Source organism: Chloroflexota bacterium, assembly GCA_014360805.1.
Taxonomy (GTDB): Bacteria; Chloroflexota; Anaerolineae; order DTLA01; family DTLA01; genus DTLA01.
In genome coordinates, this window is the sequence record JACIWU010000114.1 from 1 (window position 1) to 7,231 (window position 7,231).

Sequence of the window (7,231 nt, forward strand, 5' to 3'; positions counted from 1 at the left end):
CCCCAAAGGTGCCACGCTCCGTTCCCCCCTTCGCGTGCATTGGCGTTATTCGCGGTTACAGTCCGTAGGGCAGCTTTCCATAGCCGCCGAAGGCTCACACAAAGACACGAAGACGCAGAGGATTTTTCCCGTGCCTTTTTCCCTTTGTGCCTCTGTGCTTTTGTGTGAAACATTATTTTCACACGAAGGCAGGGGGCAGGTATCCACGGTGCGTCGCGCCTGTGCGCTCGCCGGAATGTGCCCTGGTGGCCATGCGCATCGCCCCTTCTCTCCCCGCACGCGGGGCGAGAAGGGGATGGGGGATGAGAGGGGTAGCGCCGCCCGGCAATGTTGCGCGAAACCCCGTTTCCGGGCTATAATGGATGTGAGGAGAGTGGCCAATGAACGCGAACCGCAAAGCCCGTATCGCCATCAGCCTGTCCGCCGCGATCCTGGGGCTGGTCTTGCTGCTTGTGGCTCCGGCCGCGGCCCAGGCCCCCGGCAAGGTCGGCGTGCTCAACGTCAAGGGCGCCATCACGCCCGTGGTGCTCAGTTACCTGAATCGCGGGCTACGGTATGCCCAGGATGGCAACGTGTCGTTGCTGGTGATCCAACTGGACACGCCGGGCGGCTCGGTGGAAATCATGAAGTCGCTGACCGACGACATGATCCGCAGTTCGGTGCCCATCGCCGTGTGGGTAGGGCCAGAGGGTGCGCGGGCGGCCTCGGCAGGCACCTTTGTGGTCCTGGCGGCCCACGTGGCGGCCATGGCTCCGGGCACGACCATCGGCGCGGCCAGCGTCGTGAGCATGCAGGGCCAGGAGTTGGACGAGACCAGCAAGGCCAAGGTCACCAACGACCTCACGGCGCGGATTCGCAACTTCACCCAGCGCCGCGGGGCCCAGGCCCAGGACTGGGCCGAGCGCACCGTAACCGAAGCCATCGCCGCCACCGCCGATGAGGTGTACAAACTCGGCGTGATTGACTACATCGCCCCCACCATCCCCGACCTGCTGCGCCAGATGGACGGGATGACCGTGCGCGTCGCGGGCAGGGACACGGTCCTCCGCACGGCGGACCTCCCCGTGCAGAACCTGCCCATGACCCTGCCGGAGCAGTTCCTGCACCTGATTACCGACCCCAACATCGCGTTTATCTTGCTGACGCTGGGGCTCAACGGGCTGCTGTTTGAGTTGTCCAGTCCGGGCGGATTTGCTGCCGGCATCATCGGCGGCATCTGCCTGGTGCTGGGCCTGTATGCGTTGGGCGTGCTGTCGGTCAACTGGACGGGCCTCCTGTTTATCGTCCTGGCATTCGTCCTGTTCATCGTGGACATCAAAGCGGCGACCCACGGCGTACTGACGGTGGGGGGAATCGCATCCTTCGTCTTCGGCGCGCTCATCCTGTTCAGTTCGCCCGTCTATACCATCTCGCGCGCGCTGGTCATCTCGGTCGCCGGTGGGACGGGCGCATTCTTCGCCTTCGCCGTGAGCAAGGCGCTGCTGGCCCAGAAGCGCAAGCCGAGCACCGGCCGCGAGGCGATCATCGGCATGCGGGCCGTTGTGCGCATCCCCCTGGAGCCGGATGGGATGGTCATGTTGGCCGGGGAACTGTGGAAGGCGCGGGCCGAGGAAGGGGTCATTGACGCGGGCCAGACTGTTGAGGTCGTGGGCCTGGAAGGGTTCACCGTTATCGTTCGTGCAGTTCAACCAGAGAGTTGAGAAAAGAGCGGAGGGAACGACATGTTTGAAATCCTCACCAGTTTTGGCGGGCTAATCCTGATCTTGATCTTCCTGCTCAGCATGGCCATCAAGATCGTTCAGGAGTATGAGCGGGGCGTCATCTTCCGCCTGGGGCGGCTGATGGGGGCCAAAGGCCCGGGCCTGTTCCTCATCATCCCGTTCGTGGACCGCATGGTCAAGGTGGACCTGCGGGTGGTAACGCTGGATATTCCGGCGCAAGAGGCCATCACCAAGGACAACGTTACCGTCAAGGTGAACGCCGTGGCCTACTTCCGAGTCATCAACCCCGAGGCGGCCATCGTGCAGGTGGAGGACTATCGGCGCGCCACCTGGCAGATCGCCCAGACAACGCTGCGGAGCGTCCTGGGGCAGTCCGAACTGGATGAACTCCTGGCCCATCGCGAGGAGATCAACCAGAAACTCCAGCGCATCATTGACGAGCAGACGGAGCCGTGGGGCATCAAGGTCAGCATCGTGGAGGTCAAGGACGTGGAGTTGCCCGACACGATGAAGCGGGCCATGGCGCGCCAGGCCGAGGCCGAGCGCGAGAAGCGGGCCAAGATCATCCACGCTGAGGGCGAGTTCCAGGCGTCGCAGACGTTGCGCCAGGCGGCTGGTGTCATCTCCGAGGAGCCGGCCGCGATCCAACTGCGCTACCTTCAGACGCTGACCGAGATCGCGGTGGAGAAGAACTCCACCATCATCTTCCCGGTGCCGCTGGACTTCGTGAAGGCGTTTGTCGGGGGCGTGGAGAAGAAGTCCGAGGAGTTGTAACCGCGAATAGCGCGAATCCGCGCGAATGGGGAACAAGAGCGTAGCACCCGGCGGCTATGGAAAGCCGCCCTACGAACCCTCGTTTGGGTGATAGGCTTTGCGGTTTGGAAACACGATACCATGCCTGGGGGCTTGTGGGCTAGATGACTTCCGACACACTGGATTCTGAGGCGGCGCAGGCGAAAGCGCATCGCGAGCGAAACGCGGCGGCTACCAGTTCAGTTGTGGCCGCCGTGGGGCTGACCACGCTCAAGATTGTGGTCGGTGTAATGACCGGAAGTTTGGGCATCCTGTCCGAGGCGGCGCATTCCGCGCTGGATCTGGTGGCGGCGCTGGTTACCATGTTCGCCGTCCGGGTGTCCGACCGCCCCGCCGACGCTTCGCACAACTACGGACACGGCAAGGTGGAGAATCTCTCCGCGCTGGTGGAGACCCTGCTCTTGCTGCTCACCTGCGCGTGGATTATCTACGAGGCCATTCGCCGCATCTTCTTCGCCGACGTGCATGTGGATGCAAACATCTGGGCCTTCCTGGTCATGGGCGTCTCCATCCTCGTGGACTTCTCCCGCTCCCGCGTCCTCCTGCGCGCGGCGAAGAAGTACAACAGCCAGGCGCTGGAAGCCGACGGGCTCCACTTCCAGACGGACATCTGGAGTTCCTCGGTTGTGATCGTCGGGCTAGCGCTGACGTGGGCGCAGCAGCGGCTGGGCTGGCCTGCCTGGCTGGCCAAGTCGGATGCGGTGGCGGCGCTGGGCGTGGCCTGTATCGTCGTGTGGGTCAGCGTGAACCTGGGCAAGCGAACGGTCTCGGCGCTGCTGGACACAGCGCCACCGGGGTTGCGCGAAGCGGTGCGGGACGCGGTCGCCTCGGTGCCGGGAGTGCTCACCGTGAACCAGGTGCGCCTGCGCCAGGGCGGGCCGTACACGTTCGCCGATGTGGATATCGCGGTGGGGCGCGAGATGTCCCTCAGCCAGGCGCACGACGTGGCCACGGCGGTGGAGCATCGCTTGCAGCGGGTGTTGCCCCAGGCCGACGTGGTGGTGCATGTAGGCCCCGCCACGCACCGCGGCGAGACCGACGACCAAAAGGTGCGCGCGGTGGCGGCGGCGCACGGCCTGACGGCTCACTCCATCCACGTGCACGGCATTCACGACCAAGTGTACCTGGAGTTCCACCTGGAAGTGCCCCAGGATCTGGATTTGGAGGAGGCGCATGCCCTTGTCTCTGAAGTGGAGGCGTCGCTCCGAGACGAGTTTCCGGGCCTGGTGGATGTCATCACGCACATAGAGCCTGCGTCCCGCGAGAAGGAGGTGGCCCCCGCATCCCCCGAGCAAATTGCCCAGGTTGAGGCCGAAGTCAGGCGGCTTGCCGACGAGCACTGCGGCGGCGGCCACTGGCATCGCCTGATGGTGCGCGACGAGTCGGGGATGTTGTCCATTTCCTTGCACTGCCAGATGTCAGGCCATGCGTCGGTGAAGGCGGCGCACGATCTGTCGGAGCGGCTGGAGGCGGCGGTGCGGGAGGCCATCCCGAACGTGGGTCAGGTGGTGATCCACGTGGAACCCCTGGAAGGCTGACCGACTCCTGGCGGCGAACCCTCTGGGAGCCTCTCATGATACGACGTTTGGGCAAACGAGGCGGATGGATCGGGCTTGTCCTGTCCTACGTTCTGGTGGCGGGGGTTGCGTTTCTCGCGGCGCGGTGGCCAGCCCCGGGAGGCGTGCAGATTCTGCCCCCGGAGCCTTCGCCTACGCCCATGCCCAGCCCCACGCCGGGCCTGGCGCGGGTGTACGTCAGCGGCGCGGTGCGGTCGCCGGGCGTGTACGCCTTGCCGCCGGGCAGCATCGCCCAGGACGCCGTGCAGGCCGCAGGCGGGCCGACGCAGGACGCTGACCTATCGCTGGTGAACCTGGCCGCGCGCGTCGCCGACGGCCAGCAGGTGCACGTCCCTCGCGTCGGCGAGAAGGTGGCGCAGAAAAGCCCCACCACAGCCCCCCGTTCCCCTTCGTCGCCCCTCAACATCAACATGGCCACGGCCGCCGAACTGGAGCAACTCCCCGGCATTGGCCCGTCGCTGGCCGACAGAATCGTGCAGTATCGCCAGGAACACGGACCTTTTCGCACGGTAGATGCGTTGTTGCTGGTGTCAGGCATCGGCCCGGCCACGCTGGACAGGATTCGGAGCCTGGTTACGGTGGACTGAGCGCCCTGGCACGGGCCTTGCACCCCGCCCTTGCGTGGGGACATCTACCATCGGAAGGGGGAGCCTATGTTCCGGACGCGGCTTGCGCCAAGACTTGCAATCGTGCTGCTGCTTCTGCTCCTGCTGGGGGTGCCGCTGTCGGGCGCGGCCCAGTCGCCCCTGGTGCGCATCGCGCCCACCCTCACGGTCGTTCCGATTGGGGGCACGGCTTGCGCGGACCTGCGCGTTGAGGATGTGGAGAATCTCTTCGGCTTTGAGACGGTCATCCGCTTTGACCCCAGCCGGTTGGCCGTCGTGGACGCGACGCCGGGGACGCCTGGGGTTCAGGTCGGCATCGGGCCGTTTCTCCAGCCTGCGAATCCGTCCTACTGGTATGTCATCAACGCGGTGGACAACACAAGCGGCACCATCCGCCTCGCCATCACCCTGGTCGCGCCCGAGGCGGGGCGCTGCGGCAGCGGGGTGCTGGCCACGGCGTGCTTTCAGGGGGTGAACCGCGGGCATTCGGCCCTAACGATTGAGGAGACCAGTACGCTGCTGCTGGACCCGCACGTGTCCGTCATTCCGTTTGCGGCCAAATCGGGCGGGGCGCTCGTTGGGCCTGTGCACCGCTTCCGGATTCCGCTGGTGTCGCGGGGGCGCTAGGGACTCGCGGGGCCGCGCCCGCGCCGCAAAACAAAAACGACGCACCTTCGGAGGGTGCGTCGCACTTCTGCCGTTTCCCGTTCGCCCTACGGCGTGGGCACGACGAAGTCCCGCCCCACGACGATCCGCAGGTTCCCCCCGCCCGTCTGGCCGGTGGCTTCGCGTCGGATGTTCTCGTCGGCGACGTTGAGCAACTGGGCCAGGAGCGCCACGGTCTGGGTGTTGCCGGCGTAGTCTATGATGAGGGTGTTGGCGTAGTCGCCGCGGTCGGCATTCTCAATGGCGACGACTTCAAACCCTTGCTCCTTGAGCAGGGCCGCCATCTGCGCTGCCAGCCCGGGCACGCCCGCGCCGTTGAGGACCTCAATCTTCGCCGATTCGCCGGGCACGCGCTTGTGGTTGTTGTTGCCCGATGAGAACATCTCGTCCACCAGCGCGCGGATTTTCTCCCTGTCGGGCAGGAGCACGTCGCCGCCGCTGGGGGTCTTGGTCTCCACCACCATGGTGTAGTCTATCACCCTGGACTGGATGCGGTCGGACTCCACCTGGTTGCCGAGTTTCGCCAGGGCGAGGATTTCGCCGGGCTGCAGGTCGGTCTGGACCGCGCTCATCACCGTCGTCATCAGGCTTGGGAGTTTGGGCAGTAGGTTCAGACGCAGGGCCTTGTCTCGCGCCGCCATGAGCACCTGCTGCTGTCGGCGTCCGCGGTCAATGTCGCTGCTCCCGTGGCGCACGCGGGCGTACTTCAGCGCCAAGTCGCCATCCATGTGAACCAGCCCCGCCGGGATGTGGACCTCTTGGTATCCGTAGTCATCGGTGGGGTACTCCGTGTCGTCTATGGGCTTGTCCACCTGCACGTCAATGCCGCCGATTTGGTCAATGAGTTTGCGGAATCCGTCAAAGTCCACCAGGATGTAGCCGTGGATGGGCACGCCGAGGAACTCCTGCACGGTGCGCATGGCCAGGGCGGGGCCGCCGCCGGGGTACTTCTTCACCTCGCCCAACACGAAAGCCTGATTGATGCGGCTTTCGCCGTACCCGGGGATGGGCACCCACAGGTCCCGCGGGATGGACAACATGCCGGCGGATTTTGTCGCGGGGTCAAGGGTAACGACGATGAGGGTGTCGGTGCGGTACACGGTTTCGTCGGGCCGCTTGTCGGCGCCCAGCAGGAGCAGGTTCACGCGCTCGGTGCGGTGCCAGACGGGCACTTGCGGCAGGTCCGAGTTGGTCTCGGCCGGGGGCGCGGGCGCGAAGAAGTTGAGGTTGGGCAGCAACGGGATGTCGGCCTCGGCGACAAGGGCGCGCACGGTCCCGTAGAAAACGTAGCCGGAAAGAAGCCCGCCCAGCGCGAACAGCACCAGGGCAATGTAGAGAAACAGACGCGTTTTCTGCTGCGTCCCCCCTCTCGGAGGGAAGGATAATTGTCTGCTCATCCAGCATTCCAGAAACGGGATAGAAAGCCCCGAGTGCAAGTCAACGCAGCGGGGCAATTGGCATTATATCCATTTGACGCTGGACGTCAACTCACGGTTCCCTGGGTTTGGTGGAAATCGGTGGGGCAGGCTTCCATGCCCGCCCTCTGTGTCTGTAACCGCGAATCACGCCAATCCACGCGAATGGGGAACTTTTGGGGTCTATTCTCCATTCGTGTGCATTCGTGGATAGCGCCCCGGCGGCTATGGAAAGCCGCCCTACGTGTTCCTATTTATTTTCCCATTTCGTGTGGATTCGTGTTATTCGTGGATGGCGGCCCCGGCGGCCATGGGAAGCCGCCCGGTTTGGGCTACGCTGTGCGTGCGCGGCCCGTATGTCCAACCTCACCTTACCCCTCCCGCACCCTCCCCTTTCCTCTCCGCGCGCGGTGAGGAATGGGGAGGGCCGGGGT

General features: G+C 65.0%; 6 protein-coding genes. 5 read left to right on the forward strand and 1 reads right to left on the reverse strand.

Annotated features, from left to right (window positions below; translation table 11 throughout):
- The first annotated feature begins 380 nt into the window (after nucleotides 1-380).
- The 5 genes from H5T65_13305 to H5T65_13325 all read left to right on the forward strand — a co-directional run bounded on the left by H5T65_13305 (nucleotide 381) and on the right by H5T65_13325 (nucleotide 5,343).
- Nucleotides 381-1,700, forward strand: coding sequence for a nodulation protein NfeD (locus tag H5T65_13305; protein ID MBC7260206.1), 1,320 nt, complete (start codon nucleotides 381-383; stop codon nucleotides 1,698-1,700).
- 21 nt (nucleotides 1,701-1,721) lie between these two features.
- Nucleotides 1,722-2,495: an SPFH domain-containing protein gene (locus tag H5T65_13310; protein MBC7260207.1), complete on the forward strand. Its 774-nt coding sequence runs from the start codon at nucleotides 1,722-1,724 to the stop codon at nucleotides 2,493-2,495.
- A gap of 143 nt (nucleotides 2,496-2,638) precedes the next feature.
- Nucleotides 2,639-4,072: a cation-efflux pump gene (locus H5T65_13315; GenBank protein ID MBC7260208.1), complete on the forward strand. Its 1,434-nt coding sequence runs from the start codon at nucleotides 2,639-2,641 to the stop codon at nucleotides 4,070-4,072.
- A 35-nt stretch (nucleotides 4,073-4,107) separates the two neighbouring features.
- The gene (locus H5T65_13320; GenBank protein ID MBC7260209.1) at nucleotides 4,108-4,698 is read left to right on the forward strand and encodes a ComEA family DNA-binding protein; all 591 of its coding nucleotides are present in this window, start codon (nucleotides 4,108-4,110) and stop codon (nucleotides 4,696-4,698) included.
- A gap of 66 nt (nucleotides 4,699-4,764) precedes the next feature.
- Nucleotides 4,765-5,343: a hypothetical protein gene (locus H5T65_13325; protein MBC7260210.1), complete on the forward strand. Its 579-nt coding sequence runs from the start codon at nucleotides 4,765-4,767 to the stop codon at nucleotides 5,341-5,343.
- Between the two features lie 86 nt (nucleotides 5,344-5,429).
- Here the strand turns inward: H5T65_13325 and H5T65_13330 are convergent, their stop codons facing one another.
- Nucleotides 5,430-6,779 (reverse strand): LCP family protein, encoded by a 1,350-nt coding sequence (locus H5T65_13330; protein MBC7260211.1) that lies wholly within the window; start codon nucleotides 6,777-6,779, stop codon nucleotides 5,430-5,432.
- Nucleotides 6,780-7,231: the final 452 nt, after the last annotated feature.